Raw genomic sequence first — 24270 nt, forward strand, 5'->3', positions numbered from 1 at the left:
CTTGGCATTTCGATTGGCTTTGGGGAATAGACGCTCTCTATTTATGGTAAATAATCCCCCGGGCGCTGCTTATCAACAGTGCCTGAGGGGATTTTATGAATATGGCCATCTGCTAAAATTTTATTTATTGATCTGCGGTGCCGAGTGTCATTCCACCGTCGACGACTAGTTCTGTTCCCGTACAGTAGGAGCTTTCGTCAGACGCAAGGAATGCAATCGCTTTTGCAATTTCAACTGGTTGTCCAATTCGCTTGAGCGGTACGGAGTTATAATAAGCGGGAACGTCTTCAGTTTGCGTGACCATATCGGTTTTGATCCCGCCCGGATGAACCATGTTCACTCGAATTCCTGCTGGTCCTAATTCTATCGCTGCAGCTTTTGACATTGCAACCACAGATGATTTAGTCGCTGCATAAGCAGAAGACTGGCTGATTGGAGCAAATGCAGAAATCGATACGTTGTTTATAATGGAGCCTTTTTGCTGCTTTTCCATTTGTGGAATAACGGCTTGCATCCCCATGAAGACACCGAGTTGGTTGACATTGATCAACTGTTGATAATCATCGAGCGTTGTCTCTTTAAAGGGTTTGCGCTTAAGTGCTCCGGCGTTATTCACTAACACATCAAGTCTACCGAATTTATTTATTATCTCATCGACTGCTGTCTTCCATTCTAATTCTTTTGTAACATCCAATTGAACGGGAAAAGCATGTGCTTCCCCAATCATCTCCGCTACTTCTTGAGCATCCTCATCTTTCCGAGCAGCAACCCCTACGATCGCCCCCAAGGAAGCAAGATGCTGCGCAATTGCTTTTCCCTGACCTCGGTTAGCCCCAGTGACAAGAATGACTTGATTATTTAAGTCTGGCATATGTACACTCCTTTTTAATCATTACGAAGTATTTCCTTAAAAAAACTCCTCATACCATAAAACATATTTATTGTAACACTTATTAGAGGGTAGAGGCGATTCGCACAACCAAGCAAAATTCTATACAAATCCCCCTCCATTTACTACTATATCTTAACAAGGAGGCGTACAGCATGAATGCAAATAATCACGATATGTTTTCTCCATTAACATTTAAAAATGGACTTGAATTAAAGAACCGATTGGTAATGGCTCCGATGACACACTACTCATCCAATCCAGACGGGACAGTAAGTGATGAGGAGATAAGCTATTATGCTCGCCGTTCTAAAGGCGTAGGCATGGTCATTACCGCAACAACTTATGTCACACCGAATGGAAAAGGATTCCCTAACCAATTTTCGGCAGTAGAAGATGGCATGATTCCGAGCTTAAGCAAATTGGCAAAAGGAATTCAGAATGAAGGCGCCAAGGCCATTTTACAAATTTTCCATGGTGGAAAAATGTGCCCTCCTTCTCTTATTCCAGATGGAGATGTCGTAAGCGCTAGTAACATTCCAGCAAATAGCGAAGCTGCCGAGCCACGGCCTTTGAAGGAATCAGAAATCGAGGAAATTATTGAGGCGTTTGGCGAAACGACACGCAGAGCCATTGAAGCAGGCTATGATGGCGTTGAAATTCACGGAGCGAACGGCTACTTACTTCAGCAATTCTTTTCTCCATTTTCCAACCGTCGCGACGATCGATTTGGAGGCAGTTTGGAAAAACGGATGGCTTTCCCGCTTGCTGTAATCGAAAAAGTAAAAAGCGTTGTCGCAGAACATGCGGATGCGTCCTTCATCGTTGGTTACCGCTTTTCACCAGAAGAGCCAGAGACACCAGGAATTACGATGGATGAAACCCTTCAATTCGTAGACGTTTTAGCGGATAAACAGTTAGATTATCTACATGTTTCCTTAATGGACTTTTTCTCCAAAGCCCGAAGAGGTGTAGAAGACCTAAATAAAACGAGGATCAGCTACTTACTGGAAACGATCGATAATCGCGTACCGTTGATTGGTGTTGGTTCTATTTATACAGCAGAAGATGCCCGAAAAGCATTTAATACGGGGATCCCCCTACTTGCAATAGGAAGAGAAATTATCATCGATCCTGATTGGGTAGAGAAAGTTGCCGAAGGAAGAGATGATGAAATTATCACCGAAATTAATAAAGACAAACAGGAAGAATTAGTCGTCCCTGATCCACTTTGGAACGTTATTACCCATGCACCTGGATGGTTTCCTGGAGTATAGACCGAGAATGATAAAGTCCGTTCTCTACATTATTGTAGGGGATGGCTTTTTTTAGTTTTTTCATTACATTAAAGAAAACAACTACTCCAACGATTTGTTTCATTCCGTTTTCAATTGTTGTAAATTTACCAGCCTTATCACCCTTCAAAGATAATTTTTGGTATAATCAGAATTACCAAACAGTACCTAGAACATCCTTTTCTAATATCCTCATAAACTAAAAGACACAGATTAATGCAATGGAGGTAAAGTCCAATGGTAAAAAAATAATTCGAGAAAATCTATCTTAAAGTGCACTAGAAAAAGCATGTAGATTTTCTCCATCCCAACATATAAAATTCGATTGAAGAGGAGAATTAACATGCTTAATAAAATAAATTCATCTATCTATTATTTATCAAACGATGATGCTAAAGAAAGACCGACTATAGGCTTGGTTTGTGGAGATAAATATAGTCTAGTAATCGATCCTGGTAATTCAGTTCAACACGCTCAAGACTTTTTGAAGGAGATTGCGAATTTAACTATACCTCAGGTGGAGTATTTGGTTATTACGCACGGACATTGGGACCATTTCTTAGGATTAAATGAATTTGGAGGTAAAATCATCGTGAATAGCCTTACAAATCAAATGTTAAAAAACTGGCAACGCTATTCGTTTGAGGATGACTCCCTTCAAAAATATGTAGATTCACATATAATGTCATCGAAATGCATGGAAATTATAAAAAGCGAAATATCTATGAGAGATTCATTTTTCTTAAATTCTGCAGATATTATATTTGAAGAATCTCTCACTCTCGATTTAGGAAACAAGATTTGTACTTTGGAAACTATTAAAAGTACGCATACTGAAGATTCCACTATTATTTATGTTCCTGACGATAACGTCCTTTTTTTAGGTGATAGCGCTTATGGAAAAACAACAAATTCTTTATTTCACTACAAGCAATCGCTTCTATTGCCAATGATCAAAGACATTCTAAAATATGATGCTCATTATTTCGTACTCGGACATGAATCTCTATGTGATTTAGATGAGATGAACGTATATTGGGAGGAACTTATCGCTACTAGCAAGGCCACAGATTCGACATCAATAGATAAGGCGATGAAACAGTTTGAAGCGGCGCCTCTCTCAAACCCCCATCCCTAAACCGTCGCTGTCAAAAGAATCGCCAAGCCGTTAAAAAGTCCATGAATAATCATCGCAGGATATATGGACTGTGTTTTTTCATACGTCCAGGCAAAAATCAGTCCCGATAAAAACGTATATGGCAAGGAATTGAATGTCGGAATATGAACGAGCATGAAAATGAATGAGCTCATTAACATCCCCGCTAACAGTCCATACTTCGTTCTAATCCATCGATACAGAAAACCACGATAAAAAATTTCCTCGTAAATGGGCGAAATAATTGCAGCTGATACAAAAGCAATCACGATATTCATCGTAGTTAATCGAGTTTGTAAGCTGTCTGTCTTGCTGTTGTCCGTCCCCATATTGAATATCCATTCCACGATAACACTTAGCAGAATGCTGCCGATAATTAGAACCATGGTCCATCCGATAAGAGGTCCCCAATAAGATGTTGAAAATCGCTGAAAACCTACTTCCTTCCAAGAAAGGCTCTTTGGCCTTATCGCAATAAAATACACGCCAAGGGTAAAGATAATCGACATAATCAATCCGATCAATGTTCCCGAATATAATTCGTTTTGAAAAACTTCGGTTAAATAGTTCATCAACAGGTATTCAATAAAGAATGGGATGAGTACCAGAACCAACGTCAAGAGCATGAATAATTCCTTCCATGACCATGCGCTTTGATTAAAATAAGAATTTTCACTTTTCATGAATCATCACTTCCTTTTTTATGCTATATTAAGTGTAATTGGTGACGTTGCGTAACCTGCAACAATTATTTTTGGAGGGATTAGAGTGAATTTTTATTCCACAGGGGAAGTTGCTAAAATGCTGGGTGTTTCGGTGCGATCATTACGGTATTATGATCAAATCGGATTAATCAGCCCAAATAAGAAAGATGAGTATGGTAAACGATTTTATAGCGATGACGATATAGTAACACTGAAGAAAATAACGATATTAAAAATGTCGAACTTATCTCTAGATAATATTAAGAAAATACTTTCCGAGATTACGATTGAGCAGTTACTTTATGTACATCGAGATTACTTACAGCAGAAAATAGAGGAGCTTCACGCATCCGTCCATCATACTACCGCCCTTCTCCATAGCATGAAGCTGGAGGGTGATTTAAAGTGGGAGCAATTAATTCCTTTGATACAAGAAGCACAAACGAAGCATCCTACCGATGCGGATTGGAATCAGTTTTTAGATGATCAAGAACAGGAGACCTTAAAGGAAAAGCTTCCAAAGTTAGAACAAGATGGTCCTCAAGTAAAGCAGTGGATTAATCTGATTAGAAGAATAGAACTATGTTTGAAACGGGGAGATACCCCAGCGTCTGAGGAAGGTCAGATTATTGCAGAAGATACGTTGATATTATCGGATGAATTATTCGCAGGCAATGAAGAACTAGGTGAGAAATTTTTTGAAATACGTAAGTCACCTGAGAAGTCACAAGAAATGAACCTCTATCCGGTCAAAGAAGAGGTAATGCATTTTTTGGAAGCAGCGATACACGTCTTTACCACCAATGAATCGAAACAAAGGGGAACCACTGTTTCATAAAGACGACTCTCAAACTGCTTCCTATTCGCTGTTTGATTAGAAATCGAACACGACATTAGTTATCCAAAGAAAGAAGCGCATCCAGCTCCATCAATGCCTGAGTCCATTTATCTCTTGCTTGATTCCTTTTCGTAACGGTACAAAGAGATGCGATTATTTCACGCAAAACGACTTGCGTTACATTTGGTTGCGTCTCTTTGAACTCTAGGATTATTTCTGAGTGGAGCGTTTTGTCTGGTGACATGGGCCCTTCATAATTCCAGCTTTTTTCGATACGTGTATATGGCTCAATAACCTTATATTCTCCAGACTCCGTATGCGTTCCAGGTAATTCCACAACTTGATTGGTAGCAAATCGAAAGCGCCCTCCTACGCGTACATCCATTTCCATTTCGGTGAGCCCGAATAAGTTCTTGAGTACATGAGGAGATGTCCACGCATGAAATAACCTTTCTGGTTTGTACGGATATTCCCTATTGACCTCGATAGTATAGGTATCATTCACTTCGAGCCAAGATATTAGTTCCCATGTATATCCCTCTGGATCTTTAAAAAGGCCTGTGTAGCCCCAATCATCTGCGGTACCCTCATTCATCACGATGCCGCCAGCCTTGGATACACGTGACAGAATGGCATTCACTTCCTCCGTATCTTTAGCAGTGTGACTGAAAATAACACTAGAAACATGTACATCTTCTACATGCTGCTCTGTCATCTGGGCAAATAGGGGGTGAAGGTAGATGAGAATACAGGATATCATCGAAGGCAAAAAAGAATGGCGAGCACACAAAGCGCGTGTAAAAGCACTTCCAAAAGATTATCAAATTGTGTATAAAGAAATTCAAAAATACCTCTTTAAAGTCGGCCCTGTTGAGCTAACCGATGGAATTGGTTTGCTGTCAGGGATTATTGATCTTTTTGAAAAAGGTGCTCATATGGGCAAAGACGTGCTTGAAGTGACAGGAGAAGACGTAGCTGCGTTCTGCGACGAACTAATCAAAGATTCAAAAACGTACGCGGATCTCTATCAGGAATCGGTTAACCAGACAGTGAATGAAGCGATGAAAGAAGATTAGTAATATATTTTCCATATATAAATAATTCCATAAATTGCCGAATTCCTTTGTTTGATTCGATCATTCGGGTAATATTTCATTTCCATTGTTTTTAAATATCCTGTAAGAATAAAATAGTGGTTGGGGAAAATGTATTGATGCAATGAATACTTCCGAATGAATGTGTAGAAAGACTGCGCAAGCAATAACTACGCTTATCCTTTGGCGGGCTGGGGGGCCTTCCCTTCGTTGGCTCATGAGCAGCATTGCCACTATCCACTGTCATTAAAAAAGGAATTGCCATCTGCAAAGAAGAAAACAGCATTCAGCTTATGGGGCATCTGTATCTTCGTTTGGCAAAATCACAGGAAAAATTAAATCCGGATGTAAAGCAAAAAGAAATAGCGCTAAACTATTCGAAGGCTATCTTCATTCTGAATATGGTGCAATTAACGGAAGTGGCAGAAGAAATAAAACATGAAAAGCAGGATTATTTACAGATGCTAACGCTGCAGGACTTTTTGGGGTGATTAGAGGTATTGATTTAGTAGATAAATCGGAATGATTTGCTTTTGAAACCCGCTTCAGAAATATACTCCGCTTTCCGTGGGCGGCTAAAAATAAGTTTTAACTTACTTTACATGCACAACTTCTATATCAATTCCTACAACATTACTTTTATATTTCCTTCAAAAACAAATTTTAATTCTTCAGCAAACATGATAAATTTGTTTTACACTAGATTGACCATTAAATCTCTATTACATCTGGGAGTTGATTACACTATGGTAAAAACAGTTTTAAAGGAAATTTTACTCTTTTTGTTTGGTGTTGGTTTTATATTGGGGGTAGTTCTTATAGACGGACAAACAACAGAAGACTGGAGAGATACTATTTTTAAAAGTATATTAACAGTATTTCTTATTCAATTAATGCTCTTTATAGTAAAAAGAAAATATAAAACCACCATATAGAAAGGTAATCACATATAGTTAATCTTATAGCGCAAGAGATTGTTGTATTAGTTTTTCACCTCCCCTTTCACAAGAATTTTATTATTAAAATGTGAAACTAAACTATATTGATATCGTAACTATATTTAGAATGTTTAGGAAGTTTTTTAATTTTCCAGAACGAAAATGGAGAAGCGAAAGGTGTTGAGTCTAAGGTGAACGATAGTATGAAATGTCCTGAATGCAGTAATGAGGTTAAGCAAGGGTATATTTTTTCTTCCCGACGTATTTGTTGGTCAGATTCAGCTGATTCAGCCTTCTCTACTTATGGAAGTGAAGAATTAACCAAAGATGCATTTTTTAAAGTAGGCAAAATCCCTGCGTTGAGATGTGAAAAATGTAATATAGTTATTTTTAAATACAATTGAACGATATTAATTAAGTTATTATCAGAGTTAGAGGTGAATGATCTTGAGTAATGAAAATACCACAAAATTAGAAAAGTGGCGTGCAAAATATGGAGCGTTAGCGATTGCGTTAAGTTGTTTATGCACTATGATTTCGATTTGGGAAAGCAATTGGTTTCTGACAGGTTTTTTAGGATTAGGTGTATTCGTCTGTGGGTCGATAGGAATTTTTGATATAAAGCGATCTATGGCGGAAAAACATTAAAGCAGGTTTATCCATACACACATAACAATACGAACGGATACGAATTAGCACAAAGTATCTCAAAAATAAATCTTCATACTAGATAAAACATCATCTATCCTCCACTTAAGAAAATAGCAGCCTACAAAACCGTAGGCTGCTACCCTTTGTTTCTTTTCTTCACCCTTTGCTGTTCAATGGAAAAGAAACATAAAGGTCACTTAAATAAAAATCTACACGATAATGAAGTGAAACGTAATTATCTCTTCCTTTTCCGCTCTAAAAGTATAGGTGTTATATTCAGTAAGATAAAAGCAATTGTCAAAAACCACAACGCCCTTTCCATACCAGGTACTACATCCATTAAAGCTGACCAATCTTCCGCATCTACCCAATCAGAGACGAGGCTGTATTCCGCACAAAGCGTTAGTGTTGTAAATGATAATCCCAGTGCCATCGCAAGCTTATAATCTTTTCCTATTGAATACAAATACAGATTTAGAAAAGTTATTACGATGGCAATGCCAACTAATATGACCCACATAGCTATACCTCCACATATGGTTTGTATTCTTTTTCAAACATTCATTATCTTTAGTCTCATCGTATGAATCCCCTTAGTCGCAGTATACCATAATTACAACCTATCTCACCCAGCATCCCCAAACCAATCAAATTCCTTCTCAAACAGCAACTCGACTGTTCCGGTGGGTCCATTCCGCATATAATCCTTGAATGCATTTAGCTGCTTAATATAGTTCATCTTTATTTCGCTCCTTATCTTCACCAGATTTTTATTTATCAGTTGGGCGATTGGTTTGGTTTTGTTGTTGTTCAATCCATTCATCCACTGCTTCCTTGGAAAAAAGAATCTTGCTGCGCAAACGATAATGCGGTATCTCACCCGCACGCACCATTTTATACACCGTATCGAGGTGAACCCCCAAATACACAGCCATTTCCTTCACCGACATCGCATCTCTTTCCATAATAAAAACACCTCCTTTTGGTTCTCTCATTCTTATAATCGAAATGAAAGTCCAAAAAGAGGCATTTTCGGTTAAATTAGTTTAATCTTTTTTCAATCGTGCAGCAAAGTAATTGCCGAGTGATTGTAATCCTTGCACTAAAATAATCAGGAGAATAACGGTTACGTACATCACATCTACTTCATACCGTAAGTGACCATATCGATATGCGAGGTCTCCGAGTCCTCCACCGCCTACTAAGCCGGCCATGGCCGATGCTCCGATTAGCCCAATGATCGCAATCGTTAACCCGAGAACGATCGAGGAGCGAGATTCCCGCACAAGTACATGCCAGACGATATGTCTCGTCTTAATCCCCATCGCTTCATATGCTTCAATGACACCGCGGTTTACTTCCAGTAAGGCAGACTCCATTAACCGAGCGATATAAGGAGCCGTATAGACGACCAATGGAACAATAACCCCTTTCACGCCAATTGACGTGCCGACAATGAATTTTGTAAAAGGGAGAATGAAGAATAATAGAATAATAAACGGCACCGAACGAATAATATTGATCACGATATTCAACACATTATAGACGAACTTATTACTGAGCGCTTTCCCCGGTCTCGTTAAAACAAGCAGAATGCCCAGCGGTAATCCGATCAAGACCGAAATGGCAAGAGAGATACCGACCATCTGAAATGTTTGAATCGTTGACGTCCATAAATCCGAACCCCATGCATCAAGAAACGCGTTGATTTTCTCCATCATACGTCACTCCTTTCACATGTACTTGTTGGTCTTGTAAAAACTGAAATGAATCGTTTATTTCCGCTTGCTCTCCTTTAAAGTGAACAAGTAGCTGACCGAATGCTTCATCTTTAATCCGTGTAATGCTGCCGGACAAGATATTTGGATAGATATCATACTTTTTCGTTACGAGCGCAAGTGCCGGATCTCCCGATGATTCTCCGAAGAACGATAATTTAGCTACTTGACCATTCTCACTCAAACCATCGATTAAATCATCCGGAATGTCATGCGAGAATAAACTATTCACAAAACGCTTTGTGGTCCGTAGCTGTGGCGATATGAAAATATCTTTCGTATAGCCTTCCTCAATCACTTCCCCATTTTCCATGACTGCGACCCGATCGCAAACTCGCTGGATGACATTCATCTCATGTGTAATCAGCAAGATCGTAATCCCAAGTTCTTTATTAATACGTAATAATAAATCCAAAATCGCTTCCGTTGTATCCGGATCGAGTGCACTTGTTGCTTCGTCACTTAATAACACTTCTGGCTCATGAGACAGTGCCCGCGCAATCGCCACTCGTTGCTTTTGCCCACCGGAGAGCTCTGACGGGTACGCATCATGCTTGTCGGCTAAGCCAACGATATCCAAGTATTTCTGTACCCGGTCCTTCACTGCTTTTTTATTCAGACCAGTTAATTTCAATGGGATAGCGATATTATCGTAGACCGTTGCTGTTTTTAATAGATTAAATCCTTGAAAAATCATTCCGATATGACTTCTTGTTTCACGGAGTTTTCCTGATTTCAACGTGGTTAATTCTACATCATTCACTTTTACCGATCCCTGATCTGGCTGCTCCAGTAAATTCACACAACGAATAAGTGTACTCTTTCCTGCGCCACTATAGCCGATCACGCCATAGATTTCTCCTTTTCCAACAGATAAAGAAACATCTTTCAATGCCTGAATATCTCCTTGTTTTCCTGCAAATGTCTTTGTGATGTTGGTTAATTCAATCATTTGTTTATGCTCCTTCCGTTACGCACTTTGCCAAAATCCTTACCACGAAGGAACGAGCGATCCGCCAAATTCTTCTTCGATAAATGTTTTGACTTCTTCACTGCGATAAATATCTGCTAGTTTTTGGATGATTTCATCGTCTTCATTTTCCGCTCTGACAGCCGCATGGTTAATATAAGGTGAATCTTTTGGCTCGATGAAAATAGCGTCTTCCGTTGGAGTAAATCCAGCTTCGATGGCGAAATTCGTATTAATCGCTGCCGCATCCAATTCCTCTAACTGACGTGCAATCTGCGCAGAATCGAGTTCCACAAATTCATAATTGCCGTTATTCTTTTCAATATCACGAACAGTGGAATTAATCCCCGTCTCCGGATCCAACTCGATTAAACCAGCTTGTTCAAATAATAAAAGTGCACGACCGCTATTGGTTGGATCACTAGGCAGTCCGATTGTTGCTCCCTCTGGCAATTCAGACACATCACCGACATCTAATGAATAAATCCCCATCGGGAAAGTCACCGTATCAAATGATTTCACTAAGTCTAGGTTTCTATCTTCTCTAATAGCATTAAAATACGGTTCTGTTTGGAATATATTTAAATCGAGTTCCCCTTCATCTAATGCAACATTTGGCATCACATAATCCGTGAACACCTCCGTCTCGATATTAATGCCTTCCTCTTCTGCTAGTTCTGTTACTTTCTCAAGAATCTCTTCATGTGGTCCTGCCGTTACACCGATGACTAATTTTTCATCATCGTACAACCCTTCACTTGCCCCGCTAGATTCTTCACTGCCACATGCAGCCAAAAGTGCTACTGCTAAAAATACGATCGCTGTTAATAATCCTTTTTTCATGATGTTTTCTCTCCTCTTTTTTCCTTGTAATAGATTTGATTATTTTTCTCTACTTGCTGTAACGCACTTGCTAAAGATTCCGCCGTCACTTCCCGGTTCATAAAATGTATCGACTCTTGCGGCAGAATTGCTTTCTGAATAATCCTTTCGACGAGATCAGTATTAGTTATATCAATACCGATCTCCTGTAAACTAGATGGCAACTGCCATTGATCATAAAAATCGAGTAATCGCAAAAGCTCTTCTTCTTTTTGTTCGAATGCCAATTGACCAAGGATGCCGTATGCCACAAGCTCCCCGTGCAAGAAGTGTTGAGCCTCGCTGGCTTCCGTTAATCCATTATGTAGTGAATGTGCCCCGGCAATTCGCCCTGCCTTATCGCCAAATCCGCCTACCATTCCGCCTGTTATAATAATCGCCTCGATAACACGGATTAATGCCGGTGTCACTTGTTTATCCCGGACGGCATCGAGTGCTGCTTTTCCGTCTTCCAGCAATACATCTCGACAAATACTAGCGGAGAATTGGGAAACTTTCACGGGAACAGGCACTTCTTCATTCGGGTAAAAACTCTCGATTAATGCGTCGGCTTCATAAAATTTTGCCAGCGTATCACCAATCCCCGCTCGTAAGTATTCGATAGGAGCATGCGCAATAATCGCCGGCTCTACTAATACAAGTGTCGTCGCTAATGGAAAATACGTATAGTGTGTAAATGCTCCATTACTGTCGTAAAAGACACTAAGCGGTGTCCATGCAGCACAGGTCGCAGCAATTGTCGGAATTAAAACCGATTTAACCTCTGCTTTAGCAGCTGCGGCTTTCGTTATATCCAGTGCAGTCCCGCCACCTATACCAATTACGGCATCAATCGCATGTTGGTGAAGCTGATCCGCTATTTTATCCGCTTTTTCTAGCGTGGTATGACCGTCAATAAAGATGATATTCGCTTCTACTTGCTTCACTAATACAAAAGGCAAATACGGCTTTGCCGCCTGCCATGATCTCTTCCCTGCGATAACTTGTATACGATTAACTGACAGTTCTTCAAGCAGTACAGGAATTTCCTCCAAGACATCCGCGCCAATCCGATAATGACCCGGAGCTCCTTTTACAATCGATGTGGACATAAATCCTTCCTCTTTTCTCATGTTGTGAATTTTTCCGGGAAACTAAAAAATGCCTCCCGATGTGAAATCGAGAGGCATAACATTACACTACGTAAGTCATTCATCACCTCTCTTATTTCTCAAAATACTGTCCGTATTTTGCAGGATTTAGCACCTATTCATCACTGGAATTACGATGAACGGTTGCCGGGCGTCACAGGGCCAGTCCCTCAGCCACTCTCAATAAGAGATATTAGCGTATTAAATTTTAATTATCATACTATTACGGTTTTTACTAATTGTCAATAAGGGATTTGGATACTAGTTGAAAACTCATTTAAGACAGAATAAGCATCCAATTACATATATATGTATATATCTAAAAAGGGAATATATTAAAGAAAAAAAGGAGGTAAATTAACTCCTTTTTTTATTACCTAATTGAAATCACTTACTTTGTAACATCTCAATTTGTATTTGAAGTTTTGTAGAATTTATTGCATCATAATTTTGTAACCAAAGAGCACTACTTTTCCCTGTACTTTGAGGATTATTACCTAATTGTCTGGACATCTCAACTGTATTATTAACTAATTTAGATTTACTTTTTTCCCATACACTCAAAGGATCAACACTCCACTCTAGCACATTACTATCTTTTATTTCTATTAAAGCTCTAAAAGCCGCTAGTATAGGGAATATAAACCCCTGTGTTATATGATAAAGTGTAGGATTCTGATAATATCTTGTAGTCGCCCCTTTATCCTTTCTATCAACACCTTTAACTTTTCCAAACTGTCCTTTTGGGTTAGATAATTTATAACCTTCTACCATCTCTAATTCAATTTTATCGTATAATTTCACTATTTCTGGTAATAAAGGAGCAATATGTTCATAATCGTTTCTAGAATTGTTGGTTGTACCGTCATAATTAGCTAAATAATCTTTTAAAACTTGCGCTTTACCACTATAAGCTTGTATTGGTTGATTACTATTATCTTTATATTTAAACTTATTGAAAGCATACATCAACCTTACTAAATCTACCGTATCTAATCGCTTATCTTCGTTTTCTCTGTATGCAATATCTTTTGAAAATGGTTCGTTCTCAATACTTTCTTTCACAAATTCAAACTTGTTTGCCAATTCAGCTATAGCTTTGTCTGAAACTTGCACACTTGTATTTCTAGCTGCCGATAATTCATCTATTTCAATTACATTATTCATTATCTCTAGATGTACGTATTGTTTTTCATCTGGATCTAACTTTTTCTTATTTTTTATTATAGCGTGATAAGTGTGCCCTCCGTCTAAAACGCCATATTTTTCAGTTTGATCAACACTACCTAAATCAAGTGTAATTTCATTTGTAACAGCATCTATACCAATACTTTTAGCTGAAATTAAGATTCCTCTATTATTCACAAAAAAAGATTGAGTACTCTCTGTTAAAGCGTCCTTTATTCTTCTATATACTTTAGTATTTGTTTTTACATCTCTAGGGTTTACCTCTGTCGGAAATCCACTTGGAATTTGTTCAATGTCTACCCACAAATGATAAACTTCTCTATTATCACCTTCATATGGACTTTTTAATTTTGAATATTTTTTATAATTAAATCTAAATTTATTGTTTTTCAACTTAATTCCTCCTAATATTTTGTTATACTTAGATTATATTGTTAAATAGAATTATTTGGAAGGAACCATGGTACCTGAATTATGGTTAAAAGACAAAAAAATAAATTTATTAATGACCCTTATTATAAAATGGGATTAAAATTAAGGGAATTGCGTGAACATAATAAAATGACAATATCAGACTTAGCTGAACTCATGGATGTATCTGTTAAAACAATCAGCAATTATGAAAATGGATACAACCGTATGACTATTGAAGCAATAATTAAAATTTATAGAAATAGTGTATTCGGAGAAAAAGATCTAGAAGAATTATTGGATTTGTTTATAGTTAGCATATTTGATAATTGATGGTTTAACTTTATTCTTAAAATAATTTATTATTTCTAGAACCTCTTTACAATCTATTACTGTATATAAGTTAAAATCCTCCTATAAAAACTGGAGAGCTTTAGATAAATCTGTATAAGCATAAGATTATTTAATGCTTTACTCATGATCAAACACAAAAAGGGTCTTGCAGGACGTGTTCTTTCTCTTATATGAACTGGATAATTTTCCTTAAAAAGGAGAATTATCTTGAATTTCAATGAGGAAATACGTAAAACTATGGGATCAAAAATGCGAGAAGCTAGAAAGAAAAAAGGATTAACACAAGAAGAAGTAGCAGAAATTTGTAATTTAGATGACAAACACATAGGAAAGCTTGAAAGAGGCGAAAAAACACCACTAGTCACTACACTGTTTAAATATTGGAAAGCAACTGATATAGATGTAAATAGACTATTTCAAGAACTGGATGAACTTGAGAGAAAACTAAAGAGCCAGCATTCTTCTGAGGTCGATTCTGAATGATCTCGCCACCATTTGCTGGTATTTCACCTTTGACAATGGCAATCTTACCTAAAAATAGATTCAATGTTTCCTCTACCATTCTAGAAATACATCAAACAATAGAGCAAAACAAACTACCTATTCAACTAATCAGAGAAGGATGTTTATATCATTATTCCACTTATGAAGGTAGAAAAGCCGCTACTTACTACCACACTGGCTTCAAACGAAAAGTTCCTATTGTGATTAGTGTTTCACACCAAATTATAGCTTTCCCCACCCATGCTACTACAGATATTAATTGTAACTGGATCTTTTATCATCACGTCGAATCCATTCAGTCAGAATCTGATAGAAATCAACCTACTTCAATGATTACATTTCGAAATGGTATTCAACTCAACATCAACCTTCCTGCTCCATTTCTAAAAGAACAAATGACTCGTTGTTTAGCTTGTTTTTATAGCATTAAAAAATAATTATTAATCAGAAATTTCTTATTATTCATTGCAGAATTAAGCATTAAGTGAGACAATAGAACTAGAAAAAAAGGAGTGGTGAGATGGAAAATGAATATAATATATCAATTCCAGATGAACTGATAACGGGAAGGAACGTAGAAATTACCTTTATTTCAGAGATAAAAAATAATTTAGGAATACTTGGTTTATCTGAACAGACAGACGCGTATGTATTACACCTTTATCGTCTGTTTTATAATGAATCTAATCAAAAATTTGAACCAATTCAACAATTAGAAGCATTCCAGTTTCAAACACCATCAGAGATGCATCAATTTATCGATAACCTGCCTAACATCAGCGCCTTAGATATGATACTTCTTATGAATCCAACAACTCCACCTAGAAAACCTTTTTCATTTTTGATGTGAGAACTAGATATTATTTTCATTTGGGACAAATTTAATATTTTGTTAAAAAAATCACCTTATCAAGTGTAAGGTGATTTTTTAATACAAGTAAACTAGCTTTAGTTAAATGAAAGCTGCTCATGTTTTTCATTTTTCTCAATCGTTTTATATTCTGTTTCTCCAAATCCTAATGCTTCCAATAAATTAGTTGCAATTCTTCTGATTACTGGAACACTTACAGCATTTCCTGCCTGTTTATATAAATGACTTTTTGCCATATCTTCAGGAATTTTATAATTTTCACCGACAAGGAAACCTTGAAACTTCAGTGCCTCTTTAGGTGTGATTTTTCTATATCCCCAGTCATCCATTATAAGAGGTACATTATGTCCTCCAGTACCCATATTTGCAGTTAGTGTAGGACAAACATTGCTTTGATTTTCTCTCATATAGACTCTTCTAAGCTGATATACAGTATTTCTATTTTTCATAGACTCAACGATCATTGAATAGTATTGACTTTCTTCCGTATAATAATAAGCATCATCCTGCTTCTTGCTGCGATCTATTACATTATCAATTGATTTTGTAAGTCCAATTTTTTGGGGCCATTGAAATTTATTATATTTCTCTTCATCTTTAAATCCTACAATAAATATTCGCTCTCTGTTCTGAGGTATGTTTCCATAATCCATTGTATTCATTATTTTGCTATCTATATAATAACCACTTTCTTGAAGCATTTCAGTAATTACTTTAAAAGTATTCCCTTTGTCATGACCTCTTAAATTTTTTACATTTTCCAAAAAAATTGCTTCAGGATTCTTAGCGCGAATAAAGCGGATAACATCAAAAAAAAGTGTCCCTCTTGGATCTATTGCTTCTGTATGCCCAGCACATTTTGGACATGTAACTCCATGTATATACTCATCGTAAGTTACACTGTGTTCATGCTCACAATTGTTACATTTATATTTCATACCATGTCTGTTACCTGCAATGCTAAATGCAACACAAGGCCATCCAGCAGTTATTATATCAGCATCAGGCATGTCACTTTCTTTTATATTTCTTACATCATCTTCAATTAGTTTACTCTCGAAATTTTGGCGATACGTTTCACAAGCGTGCTTATCCATTTCATTAGCCCAGATAACTCTTGCACCAGCTTGTTCAAATCCTATATCAATTCCGCCAATACCAGCAAACAAGCTTGCAACTGAATACGTCATTTTGACAAGCCTCCCAAAATATTTAACTAATACATTGAAATTAGCTACTCTAAATAATAAAACCACTCTTAAATTAAATATTTAATAGGAAACTATTATATCACAAACCTTTGTTCTATAGGTATTAAACAGATTATTAAACGCTGGGATTATATAGAATTATTGTTCAACTATTCTACCATAAGGAACGGGCGCATCTTAGGAGATCTGCTATTGCTGGATTTAATTTCATCTTCAAAGTCAATTTTCCATTGCTCAAAAGCATAAGTTTCCGCTAATTCAATTTTAAAGTTTTGATTATCTATTTTAGTTATTTTCAGAGAATCCACGCCTAATTTTACTAAATGGTCCATAGTTAATAACTCTCTACTTTTAAGACCTAGTACATCATGCAATATCCATTTACCTAATACACTTTGAGGATTTGTCTGCAAACTTTTTCCAAAATCTTGAGTTACAATTGCTTTGATCTTCCTTCCATCCGGCAAATGAAGATTAAATGACTTGGAATTATTTCTCTCTATTTTATTTAACGCATTAAAACCAAAAAAGTTGGGGAAAGTATGATGAATCCACTTAGGTATAGGAATGTATGCTTCAAATTCAGGGCGAGGTGTAAGACTCCCTTTACTCTTAGGGGCTGCATTCCATGCGTTAAATCCTGACTTATCCTCTACCTTCATATTTCTATCTGAATAAATTGGCAAGTAAATAGAATTTTGAACATTTTCTTTGCTATCAAAATTATTTAATTTAATTAAATTTAAAATTTCAAACGGATCGTCCTTTTGGATTATTGGTATGCTTTCATAAATTTTTTCCTTAGATGCATCAAATTCTTTTAAAAGAACACTTTTACTTGCATAAAACTTATACCTATTTAAGCCATCTGAAAAAGTATATGTCCTCCCATTCTGGTCGATCATCTTTAAAGAATCTAGCTGTACTAAATCATAACTAGTTTCCATGATATTCATCACATTATCGTCTCGAGTAATATTGTGGTAAATATCAAAAGCGGTATTATATTGACGCTGATCTAATTTAATCCGTTCATTTCTCAGCTCAGCTATTTTATAAATTAGATTGCTGTACTCTTTATTTTCTATTAAAGGCGCTAATTCTAAAGGTGCCACTTTGTTAAATTCTGCGACTTTTTGATAAGTTAAATCCCTTGAATGAATCCAAGTCTTCAAACCTACACCTATTCGCTGATCTTCAATCTTTGCTACAGCATCAAAAGCTGAATCTTTTCGAGTTAGATCTTCAACATCAAACACTTTTGCAAAGAGTTGTTCGTGATTTCGATAGTACAGATATGGTTTACTTGCGTTTTTACCTTCTTTACTATCTTTGAACAAACCCGATAACGCTCCAAATATCTTTAAATATTTTATATATTCTTCTTTATCACTTGCAGAAAACTCTCTCCACGGGGAATACAATATAATCACCAAACTTATACTATTTAATAAATTTATTATCAGGTAAGTCATTTTCGTCTAAAATTGGAAACAAAGCTGTTAACATTTATCAGTAATTTTTATTATTTCATTCTTTATATTAGATAAATCAATCTCTACTGATATTTTTTTAACTAAGTCAAAATCTAAGAAATTACTCATCGCCTGCTCAACATTTAATGGAACTACATCTTTAATATTATATTTCTTGCATCCTAATAATATAAACTTCTTACGTCGAGAAGCAGAATTTTTTGAAAGTCTAAGTTCAGTCAGACCCTTTTCAACCTTTCTTTCTGAATACCCATTCTTTACTAGTTCTAGAACTATATCATCAATAGTTATGCCAATTTGATTTTGAGAAGGTTCAAATTTTAAAACATATATTTCATGAGTTAAACCACTATGAAGTTGATATTGATTAGATATAGTTATAGAGTTATCAAATTTATTTATAGATGATTTAACCTCTATACCAAGATCTTCTTTACTTATATCATACGTACTTCCTTTATACCCTACCCAATTGAGATTGTTTGGGTTAATTCTGTCTTGTAAATAATTTAAAACTAATAATTCTGCAAGGACACTATACACCGGTTTCTCAACTATTGCATTACCTAGTAGTTCTCTCCAATTATCCCACCATTCCAAAGGTTCTTTCATTAATAATTGGCGCTTATTTAAATCAATGTAGTCAGCCGCAACCATAAAAAACTGATCAACATAATCTAAAGATGTTGTTGAGAGGTTCAACAAATTGGTTTCCTTTCCATCCATTTCACCTTCAGTTGTATAAAGCCTTAATTGGTTAAACCTTTCATTTAACTTAACTTCTTTATCCACTTCTATAGCTACTCCATATTCATCCTTAGCCTTTAAGAGAAAACTGGAATTATCAATTGATTCAATTCTAAAATAAGGCCCGGCATTATAGTTAGACAGTTCGTATTGTTCTCTTAATAACTTTACATAGTTCATATACATCCCCCTTGTATATTTTTTTTCATCGCCTCAGCAATCGCTTTTGCTAATAACGGGGGCACAGCATTTCCTATTTGTTTAAAAGCAGCACCCATACTGCAATCAAACAAAAAGTCATCTGGAAAACTCTGTAGCCTGGCTGCTTCTCTAACTGAAATACCTCGTGGCTCTCTAGGGTGAAGATGGCTGTATGTATCAGTACTTAAATGAGCCACTAAAGTATGTGATGGTTTATCAGAAGATAATTTCCTCCATTTCTCCACAAATTTTTCAGTTGAATATGGAGGTACAATTCTGTCCTTTAATAAACGGTATTCAAACTCATTTTCTTTTGTAATTCCTGACTTCCGCATTTCTTTCCTTAAAAGTGACATTGCTATATTGTGAGCATCAAGGTAATTATCTCCTTCTTCCATTTTGTCAAAAATGGAAAAGTCACGCTTTGTATTTCTAAACATATTGCCTGTAACCTTGTCTACTTTATTGTTAATCCTCATTAGTTTTTGAAATGTATTTTGAGGTGGAGATTTATATTCTTTCATCATCATAGGTTTATAATTCTTATATTTTTGATTATAAACCGGGAACAGATTTGGCAGATCTCCTATAGCATCGCCGACAGTCACCCAATCAGAAAGGGTCTCATCCGGGATATTTGGCTGTTTATAATATTTAGAGTTTCTTATTTCAGACTGCATCCACCGAACATTTACACTTTGTCTCTTAACATTTATATGAGGCTTATGGGTCGGTTCCGGTATAAATTTTATCTTTCCAATATCCTTTTTTATTGCCATAACGAATAAACGCACTCTTGTTTGGGGAACTCCGAAATCAGCTGCATTTAAGACAGTCCAAATTGCATCATACCCCTTATTTATTAATATATCACAAACAGTATCCGGGATATTAACTCCTCCATAGTTGACAGCTTCAGGAACATTTTCCATAACTATTACATTTGCATCAACATGCAGAGCATAATCTAAAAAATTCTCATATAATTTTCCTCTGGCATCATTTTCTTGCCGTCGCTCCTCACCAAGAGACTTAAGTTTTGCCCTTCCAATTTTGGAATATGCTTGGCAAGGAGGACCACCGATTACTATTAAATCATTTTTTCTATCTAGGTCATTATAAAATTCATTTGCACTTAATAAGGTTATATCATTATTTAAATGCCTATCATGTTTTCCTTGTCTCCAATGTAAATTGAAAGAAGCGACATCAGAAGCATCTCTATCTAGCTCTATTCCCTTACGTATATTAAATCCTGCCAGTTGAAACCCTAAAGCTAAACCTCCGCACCCAGAAAATAAATCAACAACTTCAGGAAGCTTTTTATCAGTTGAAGTAGCTGAATAAATCTGATGCATATTGATCAATTCCTCCATCATGTAGTTCAGGTTCAATAATTTTGCACCTAATTGTATTCAGTTTCATTACTTTTCTAATCAAATTTCTGTTTTCTCCATCTTTACGATGTTGATGATGATAATACATGATTTTTCTATAAAGCTCTATTCTATAACCGTTTCTTCCAATCCGTTCTACCAATTGGACTAATGTGTCTGTATTATTTTTCTCTAATACTTGAAAAGTTTTTTCTTTATTTCCTTGCCAAGAAATATGAATATACCACCATAATGTCCATAAATAAACTCTTCTAGTGTTCTGAAGAAATCTTTCTTCTTTAAGCCCCCATCTTGCATAAACAATGTGAGGTACTTCCTTTAATTGCAGCGCATACCACAACTGCATATTTGAAGCATGTCTTTCTCTAACTTTATATTTGTTGAATAACAATTCATACATTTCTATACCAAAATTTAAATCAAACTTATATGAATTATTGTTAATACTTCCAATTTGCTCTTGCACTTTCTCAAAAATTGCTGTTAGATCTCTTGAAATTTCAGATTTTTCTACGTATTCATTATAGTTAATTAATGTTTTTTCATCTAAACTGTCAAAGATCTTTTTGGCATTGATTTTAGAAATATTTTTTAGGTGAGTTTCCATATTATGATACCCTACTTTCAAATGATTCTCTTACCATTGCTGATAGCTGATCAATGTTGGATGAATCCCATTCATAAGTATCAAAATAATACTTAATTACACTGGCAATTGTTCCAGAGTCACTTTCCTTGGTAAGGATATCATTTAACATGTTTAATTCGTACTTCAAATAATAAATAAGTTGCTCAAAAGCGCTGCTAATAATCTCGATTAATAGTCTATTAAAACTTACTTTATATCCTGGATTTATCTCCCTGTACCTTTTATGAGCCTTATTTATATGTAAACAAAAGTGGTCTAATGTAAATAAATCCATAAATGGATCGTCAACATATATACTCGTTTTCCATAGAGGACCATCTTTATCCTCGAATTCTTGCATAGGAAATTCTGCTCCATCACCATCAAGATGAACATAAAACCTTTCTAATTCTCCTAAAATTGCTCCCTCTTCATTAATTTGTAAAAGATTTGATCTATCTATTGCTTTTTCTAAATAAATAACAATATTAAACTCTATAGTCCCTCTAAGTGAAGCAGGTTCGAAGTCAAGATTTATACTAAATGACTGTTGTTCTTCTTCTCTTTGAATGGAGCCAATTTTTTTAACCTTTGTGTAACTGGAATCTCTGCTTTTCAAAACAATAGCTAATCCTAAATTATTTTGCTCGTGTGTAAGTCCTTCAGCACCAAATAAGAACATAGGATTATTTAGAACGATAGTATAATCCATCATTAAATGATGAATTTCAGGGTTCCATTGCGGATCTCCACTGAACAGAAATTCTTGCTTATTTATTTCATCATTAAACTCATCTTGACTATTTTCTAAGAGTACTTTTTCTGATTCAAAATAATAATAAAATTCCTTTTCCACGTATGAGTAGCCTAATTGTTTAAATAGTTTATCGTCTAAGCGCTGAACCAACATATTTACCATCGTTAACTCACCTTGTTTCCTTTAAAATCAATAGCTGGTCTAAAACTCCTGTCTCTATATCTAATTCTAAGTTTCCCTTCTGTCTCTTCTGCAATAAGTGTATTTAGTCTATAACCATACAATGTTTTAAATTTTTCGGAATATAAATTTTGTTCATTCAAATCACTGGTAACATTCAAATCAATATCAATCATTTCAAAAGGAAAAACAGTTTCAAATTCATTTTCCCACACTTTATAGTCAACAGATCCATCTTCAGATTCAATAGCAAGAGAGATTTCTATATTATAAATTACTTCTTTATTTGAGTTGGGCACTAATTTAAACTTGGCAATTAAATCATCACCATCTTGAATCAACTGGGTTATGTGAAAGTTAAGCTTTGCGGAAGTATTAGTTAAATTTGTATTAGAACGTCCACCGGGCTCTCTCCTAATTGGAGACTTTCCTGATACCATTGAAGGTAATATACGACTTCCTATTACTCTTCCCAAAGTTGAATTACTGATAGAACCTTTAAAAATTTGATTGCTTAATTCTTTCTTTAAATAAGTATTTACTTGATTTTTTATCCTTTTCACTACATTTAATTGAGTATTTGATAAAGTTATATCATTCCATTCACTATGATCCGCCCGTTCACACTTCCTCAAATAATCTTCAATTGTTTTTACTTCCAGTTCTTTTTCATTGTCATTCAGCAACTCACTGCTATTCGGGATAAAGACAGCAATTAAACGTTCATCTTTACTTTGTAATTCAATATTTTTTGTCCATTCTCCAAAATCTTCATACCTTATTGCCATTCCTGGTCTTCTCAAAAAAGTGAACAATAAGTCCTTTGATTCCACATTTTGTTCTTCCGCTTCTTTATCATTATAAAAGCCCAGCAATTCTCTGTAAGATTTAATAAATTTCTTATCGATAAAATTTTTTGAAACTGTTGTATAAACAAGATTACCAGCTTTTACAACTTTAGATTGCGGTTTAATATCTATTCTTCTGATATTTATATCTAAATTTGTTAATGGGCCTTTAGTTTTATGATCTTTGAGTGTGAAATTCTCTACACCAATATTATATAAATCTTGTAAAACTTTATATATATTTTCAAAAGAATCTATCTTTAGTTCTTCATTATTTATAAAGAGTTGAATAGGATTTTCTACCTTATCTTGATGATTATCTAATTTCGCAAAGTACCAACGTTTAAACGAATTAGTTAAATAAGATTCAATGCTATATTCTCCATCATCAAAAATCAATTTCGTTTTTCCTTCTAAATTTGACATAAGTTTCTCATCATTTATAAAAGGTATAATAATTCTTGTTCCAGTTTCTTCACCGTGAAATGGAGATAACGCAAACATATTTAAAAAATCTTTAATGTAATTAGCATCCGTTATTGGTTTTGTTTTGTCTCCGTTGTATTTTTCACCCCAAAAAGCTATACCTCTACCTTTCGGCAATAAAAACTCTTTATTTGTTTTTTGGTCTTCAACCATATTAGCAACCAAACGTTCTTCGAAACGCCCGTTTTCATTTTTCACTCGTGTATAGTAAATGACTATACCGATCCCAATACGAAAATAAACAGTTTTCCCAAGCCCCCAAGAACCTCCTGCCCCTTCTTTCTCTTGGTTTGCTCCTAATAAGTAAACTAACTTAGTTAAATTGCCAAGTCGATCTGTATCTATATTTTCAAAAATTAATTCGCCCGTTAATCCTTCAGTCATTTTATCCGTTAAAGATAGATATTTATAATTATCTTCACAAATAACATTATCAAGATCATTATTGAAACCATTAATTTCTTTTAAAAACTTACTCTTATTAAATTCCCCTGTGTCTACTTCAAGTTTTATTCCGGCTTCTTTATTAATTGCTGCGTCTAGACTGTTCTGTGTAAACTCACGAACTAGCAGATCAAGAGCGTGTAATTCATCATTTTGCAGTGATCTTAATATTGAATGTCCATCTTGAGCCATTCTATCATTTTGTAAAATTTCAATTTCCAT

At 35.6% G+C, this 24270-nt stretch carries 29 protein-coding genes and 1 riboswitch; of the genes, 12 read left to right on the top strand and 17 right to left on the bottom strand.

Going from position 1 to position 24270, the window contains the following annotated elements:
* Positions 1 to 124 precede the first annotated feature (124 nt).
* Positions 125 to 871 (bottom strand): SDR family NAD(P)-dependent oxidoreductase, encoded by a 747-nt coding sequence (locus tag OB_RS16875; protein WP_011067710.1) that lies wholly within the window; start codon positions 869 to 871, stop codon positions 125 to 127.
* A gap of 173 nt (positions 872 to 1044) precedes the next feature.
* Here OB_RS16875 and OB_RS16880 point away from each other — a divergent pair, with 173 nt between their 5' ends.
* Positions 1045 to 2166, top strand: a complete 1122-nt coding sequence (locus OB_RS16880) for an NADH-dependent flavin oxidoreductase (RefSeq protein ID WP_011067711.1) — start codon at positions 1045 to 1047, stop codon at positions 2164 to 2166.
* Between the two features lie 361 nt (positions 2167 to 2527).
* On the top strand, positions 2528 to 3322 hold the full coding sequence (locus OB_RS16885) for an MBL fold metallo-hydrolase (protein WP_011067712.1): 795 nt from the start codon (positions 2528 to 2530) through the stop codon (positions 3320 to 3322).
* Here OB_RS16885 and OB_RS16890 read toward each other — a convergent pair.
* On the bottom strand, positions 3319 to 3954 hold the full coding sequence (locus OB_RS16890) for a CPBP family intramembrane glutamic endopeptidase (RefSeq protein ID WP_231846967.1): 636 nt from the start codon (positions 3952 to 3954) through the stop codon (positions 3319 to 3321). The genes OB_RS16885 and OB_RS16890 overlap by 4 nt on opposite strands.
* 154 nt (positions 3955 to 4108) lie before the next feature.
* Here OB_RS16890 and OB_RS16895 point away from each other — a divergent pair, with 154 nt between their 5' ends.
* Positions 4109 to 4882: a MerR family transcriptional regulator gene (locus tag OB_RS16895; RefSeq protein WP_011067714.1), complete on the top strand. Its 774-nt coding sequence runs from the start codon at positions 4109 to 4111 to the stop codon at positions 4880 to 4882.
* 55 nt (positions 4883 to 4937) lie between these two features.
* Here OB_RS16895 and OB_RS16900 read toward each other — a convergent pair whose 3' ends face one another.
* Entirely contained in the window at positions 4938 to 5597 is a 660-nt protein-coding gene (locus tag OB_RS16900) for an SRPBCC domain-containing protein (RefSeq protein WP_160162362.1), read from the bottom strand.
* A 25-nt stretch (positions 5598 to 5622) separates the two neighbouring features.
* Here OB_RS16900 and OB_RS16905 point away from each other — a divergent pair, with 25 nt between their 5' ends.
* From OB_RS16905 to OB_RS16925, 5 genes are all read left to right on the top strand, one after another.
* Positions 5623 to 5958 carry a DUF1048 domain-containing protein gene (locus tag OB_RS16905; protein ID WP_011067716.1) on the top strand — a complete coding sequence of 112 codons (336 nt, stop codon included), beginning with the start codon at positions 5623 to 5625 and terminating at the stop codon, positions 5956 to 5958.
* Positions 5959 to 6203: 245 nt separating this feature from the next.
* Positions 6204 to 6467: a hypothetical protein gene (locus OB_RS16910; protein WP_011067717.1), complete on the top strand. Its 264-nt coding sequence runs from the start codon at positions 6204 to 6206 to the stop codon at positions 6465 to 6467.
* Positions 6468 to 6722: 255 nt separating this feature from the next.
* On the top strand, positions 6723 to 6911 hold the full coding sequence (locus OB_RS16915) for a hypothetical protein (RefSeq protein WP_041544367.1): 189 nt from the start codon (positions 6723 to 6725) through the stop codon (positions 6909 to 6911).
* 206 nt (positions 6912 to 7117) lie between these two features.
* A complete protein-coding gene (locus OB_RS18685) occupies positions 7118 to 7318 on the top strand; it encodes a PF20097 family protein (protein ID WP_231846968.1) in 201 nt (66 codons plus the stop codon).
* 37 nt (positions 7319 to 7355) lie between these two features.
* The gene (locus tag OB_RS16925) at positions 7356 to 7562 is read left to right on the top strand and encodes a hypothetical protein (protein ID WP_011067719.1); all 207 of its coding nucleotides are present in this window, start codon (positions 7356 to 7358) and stop codon (positions 7560 to 7562) included.
* A 238-nt stretch (positions 7563 to 7800) separates the two neighbouring features.
* On the opposite strand, the gene OB_RS16930 is transcribed toward OB_RS16925, so the two are convergent.
* From OB_RS16930 to OB_RS16960, 7 genes are all read right to left on the bottom strand, one after another.
* Positions 7801 to 8085: a hypothetical protein gene (locus OB_RS16930; protein WP_011067720.1), complete on the bottom strand. Its 285-nt coding sequence runs from the start codon at positions 8083 to 8085 to the stop codon at positions 7801 to 7803.
* Positions 8086 to 8335: 250 nt separating this feature from the next.
* Positions 8336 to 8530 (bottom strand): helix-turn-helix domain-containing protein, encoded by a 195-nt coding sequence (locus OB_RS16935; protein ID WP_011067721.1) that lies wholly within the window; start codon positions 8528 to 8530, stop codon positions 8336 to 8338.
* 81 nt (positions 8531 to 8611) lie between these two features.
* Positions 8612 to 9283, bottom strand: coding sequence for a methionine ABC transporter permease (locus tag OB_RS16940; protein WP_041544370.1), 672 nt, complete (start codon positions 9281 to 9283; stop codon positions 8612 to 8614).
* Positions 9258 to 10295, bottom strand: coding sequence for a methionine ABC transporter ATP-binding protein (locus OB_RS16945; RefSeq protein WP_011067723.1), 1038 nt, complete (start codon positions 10293 to 10295; stop codon positions 9258 to 9260). The genes OB_RS16940 and OB_RS16945 overlap by 26 nt, the downstream gene beginning before the upstream one ends.
* A gap of 39 nt (positions 10296 to 10334) precedes the next feature.
* Positions 10335 to 11156 (bottom strand): MetQ/NlpA family ABC transporter substrate-binding protein, encoded by an 822-nt coding sequence (locus OB_RS16950; protein ID WP_011067724.1) that lies wholly within the window; start codon positions 11154 to 11156, stop codon positions 10335 to 10337.
* A complete protein-coding gene (locus OB_RS16955; protein WP_152023724.1) occupies positions 11153 to 12307 on the bottom strand; it encodes an iron-containing alcohol dehydrogenase family protein in 1155 nt (384 codons plus the stop codon). Before OB_RS16955 ends, OB_RS16950 begins: the two co-directional genes overlap by 4 nt.
* An 88-nt stretch (positions 12308 to 12395) precedes the next feature.
* Positions 12396 to 12515, bottom strand: a riboswitch (SAM riboswitch).
* 197 nt (positions 12516 to 12712) lie between these two features.
* Complete coding sequence (locus tag OB_RS16960) at positions 12713 to 13906, bottom strand: AIPR family protein (protein WP_011067726.1); 1194 nt, start codon at positions 13904 to 13906, stop codon at positions 12713 to 12715.
* An 81-nt stretch (positions 13907 to 13987) separates the two neighbouring features.
* On the opposite strand from OB_RS16960, the gene OB_RS16965 reads away from it, so the two are divergent.
* From OB_RS16965 to OB_RS16980, 4 genes are all read left to right on the top strand, one after another.
* Positions 13988 to 14257 carry a helix-turn-helix domain-containing protein gene (locus OB_RS16965; RefSeq protein WP_011067727.1) on the top strand — a complete coding sequence of 90 codons (270 nt, stop codon included), beginning with the start codon at positions 13988 to 13990 and terminating at the stop codon, positions 14255 to 14257.
* A 228-nt stretch (positions 14258 to 14485) separates the two neighbouring features.
* The gene (locus OB_RS16970) at positions 14486 to 14761 is read left to right on the top strand and encodes a helix-turn-helix domain-containing protein (RefSeq protein ID WP_152023725.1); all 276 of its coding nucleotides are present in this window, start codon (positions 14486 to 14488) and stop codon (positions 14759 to 14761) included.
* A complete protein-coding gene (locus OB_RS16975) occupies positions 14758 to 15219 on the top strand; it encodes a competence protein ComK (RefSeq protein ID WP_011067729.1) in 462 nt (153 codons plus the stop codon). The genes OB_RS16970 and OB_RS16975 overlap by 4 nt, the downstream gene beginning before the upstream one ends.
* Before the next feature lie 83 nt (positions 15220 to 15302).
* Complete coding sequence (locus tag OB_RS16980; RefSeq protein ID WP_011067730.1) at positions 15303 to 15632, top strand: hypothetical protein; 330 nt, start codon at positions 15303 to 15305, stop codon at positions 15630 to 15632.
* 98 nt (positions 15633 to 15730) lie between these two features.
* Here the strand turns inward: OB_RS16980 and OB_RS16985 are convergent, their stop codons facing one another.
* From OB_RS16985 to OB_RS17015, 7 genes are all read right to left on the bottom strand, one after another.
* Positions 15731 to 16843, bottom strand: coding sequence for a DNA cytosine methyltransferase (locus OB_RS16985; RefSeq protein ID WP_011067731.1), 1113 nt, complete (start codon positions 16841 to 16843; stop codon positions 15731 to 15733).
* A 170-nt stretch (positions 16844 to 17013) separates the two neighbouring features.
* Complete coding sequence (locus tag OB_RS16990) at positions 17014 to 18297, bottom strand: restriction endonuclease PLD domain-containing protein (protein ID WP_152023726.1); 1284 nt, start codon at positions 18295 to 18297, stop codon at positions 17014 to 17016.
* Between the two features lie 69 nt (positions 18298 to 18366).
* The gene (locus tag OB_RS16995; protein WP_011067733.1) at positions 18367 to 19287 is read right to left on the bottom strand and encodes a PD-(D/E)XK motif protein; all 921 of its coding nucleotides are present in this window, start codon (positions 19285 to 19287) and stop codon (positions 18367 to 18369) included.
* Entirely contained in the window at positions 19284 to 20666 is a 1383-nt protein-coding gene (locus tag OB_RS17000; RefSeq protein WP_011067734.1) for a DNA cytosine methyltransferase, read from the bottom strand. Before OB_RS17000 ends, OB_RS16995 begins: the two co-directional genes overlap by 4 nt.
* Positions 20635 to 21312 carry a hypothetical protein gene (locus OB_RS17005; RefSeq protein WP_041544373.1) on the bottom strand — a complete coding sequence of 226 codons (678 nt, stop codon included), beginning with the start codon at positions 21310 to 21312 and terminating at the stop codon, positions 20635 to 20637. Before OB_RS17005 ends, OB_RS17000 begins: the two co-directional genes overlap by 32 nt.
* 1 nt (position 21313) lies before the next feature.
* Positions 21314 to 22252: a hypothetical protein gene (locus OB_RS17010; protein WP_011067736.1), complete on the bottom strand. Its 939-nt coding sequence runs from the start codon at positions 22250 to 22252 to the stop codon at positions 21314 to 21316.
* Positions 22253 to 22254: 2 nt separating this feature from the next.
* Entirely contained in the window at positions 22255 to 24270 is a 2016-nt protein-coding gene (locus tag OB_RS17015) for a hypothetical protein (RefSeq protein ID WP_011067737.1), read from the bottom strand.

The organism is Oceanobacillus iheyensis HTE831, assembly GCF_000011245.1.
GTDB classification, from domain to species: Bacteria; Bacillota; Bacilli; order Bacillales; family Amphibacillaceae; genus Oceanobacillus; species Oceanobacillus iheyensis.